The sequence below is a fragment of the Variovorax sp. P4_D9 genome (assembly GCF_056401695.1).
In genome coordinates this window covers 1-1,767 of sequence record NZ_JBFUIU010001303.1, presented here as the reverse complement: position 1 = coordinate 1,767, position 1,767 = coordinate 1, and the positions used below count along the sequence as shown (strand labels likewise).

The 1,767-nt window shown below is 55.1% G+C and carries 1 protein-coding gene; it reads left to right on the top strand.

Features of this window, described 5'->3' with window-relative positions:
• Nucleotides 1–220: 220 nt before the first annotated feature.
• Complete coding sequence (locus AC1DY5_RS54235; protein ID WP_478122459.1) at nucleotides 221–1,459, top strand: hypothetical protein; 1,239 nt, start codon at nucleotides 221–223, stop codon at nucleotides 1,457–1,459.
• Nucleotides 1,460–1,767 lie beyond the last annotated feature (308 nt).

Sequence of the window (1,767 nt, the reverse complement as noted above, 5' to 3'; positions counted from 1 at the left end):
GGTGTGGGCTGGGCGATTCACAGTTTTTGAGCGTTTCCCATTGGCTGGTCAAAGTTCATGAGCGGCAGCTTCAGAGAAAGCCGTACTGCCGTTATGGCCCGTTGAGGACGTTGCGGTTAGTAGCTTAATCGGACCAAAGCGGACTCTCAGCGAGCGCTTGCCAAGCATAGGAGCGACTGACGCCGCCGGCTATAGTCGTACAGCCGATAGGAGAAATAAGTTGATTTATGAAGCATTGCTGGTACCGCACGAAGATCCAACCTCGCTGCACGAAATTAAGCGAGCGCTCCTTGCGTACGACAAGGTCGTGTTGATGGATCCTTCCGACCGAGAGCTGATCCCTCCTCAGAGCTTCATGGCAGCCATTTCTGGAATGCCACTGTTTGGAATGAACACTGGCCCCGTTAGACCTTTGGGCAAGACGCTGGGACATGACGATCGCTTCGAAAGAGTAGTCGACAGTTGCAGGTCAGCCATTGCTCAGGGGCTCGTCGTTGTACGTTCTTCTTACGAGCAAGCATCCGAACAGGAAGTTTCCATCGGCGCCGTTCAAACCGGCGGGTATCCGTTGCACACTGGCATGGTGCTGAACCTCTACCGCGGTTTGGCCAGCAGCCAAGATGTACTTGCCGCTGCGCTTGCATCTGACCTTGATCGCTTGCGAGACGAGCTAGTGATCTCTGACGGTATCGCCTGCGCAGGCGGTGGAGACAATCAGATCAACAACATTGCCGCATTGCCTCTCGCGACAGCGTACGCAAACGATGCCGATGCCGTTCAGTTGACGCAGATTGCTCGGGGGCGGATCGGCGCGGTCGTTAAGTATGCTGGCTACTGTGAAGCCAAGGACTTGGTCCCTGTTTTCAGTTCCTCTGCCTATGCCAGAGTCTTGTCGGCAGTCTTGTCTAGCGCCGGCAAAGCCTTCGATGAGGACTTTGTTGCGGAGGAGATTCAAGCAAGTCGAGTCTTGGAGCTCTGTCATGCCGAATATTTGGATGACTCATTTCTGAAGTCGCTGACCTTGGACGAAGTGATTCGTCTACGAACAACCGCATGGGGCAAGCAGGCCGAGGCTCGCGAAGAGCTGTTCGAATCGGTTGCGAAAATTTCGAAGGAGTCGGCTCGATCAGCCGATTTTGAGAAACATGCCTCTAGCGCAATCTCCAAATACAAGAGTGCTTCGGACGAACTGGTTCGCCAGCGAGAGAAGATGAAATTTCAGCTCAAATGCGATCTCGGCGCGACGGCGCTGAGCTCGGCAGTTGGCTTCAAAGGCGCGTTAAGTCTTCTTGAATCGCCTTCGGCAAGCGTCGCTACTACGCTCGCGCTTGCCACGGCTTGGTTGCTTGGGAAGGCCCGAAATTACGTTCCTGACGCCAAAGACTATTTCAGAAAGTCTGAGGCGGCAAAACGTGGAGCAGCGTTTGGCATCCACGATTTCTACAGCAGGGTGCGCTAATTAGCGGGGTCGATCATGTGCCACCTAGACCAACGGCTACCTGTATCTACATTTCGCTGATAGCGTACCCAAAAGCAGTCAGCTGCGACTGACTGCTTCTGGGCCGACAGCGGCCCGGCTGAAGGTTGCCACAGGCCTCCCGGTTAGGAATAGCTCACAAACTGTTAGCAGGCCTAGTCAACTACTTTGACCAGGGGCTCATTAACTGTGACTCCCTACCGCGGATGGTAGGCGTCTGCCATGGGGACCCCTTAGCTGCTGGTCGAGTCGCTCGCGCTGATGCTCGAGCTGGCGTGCAGCGCGTTCAG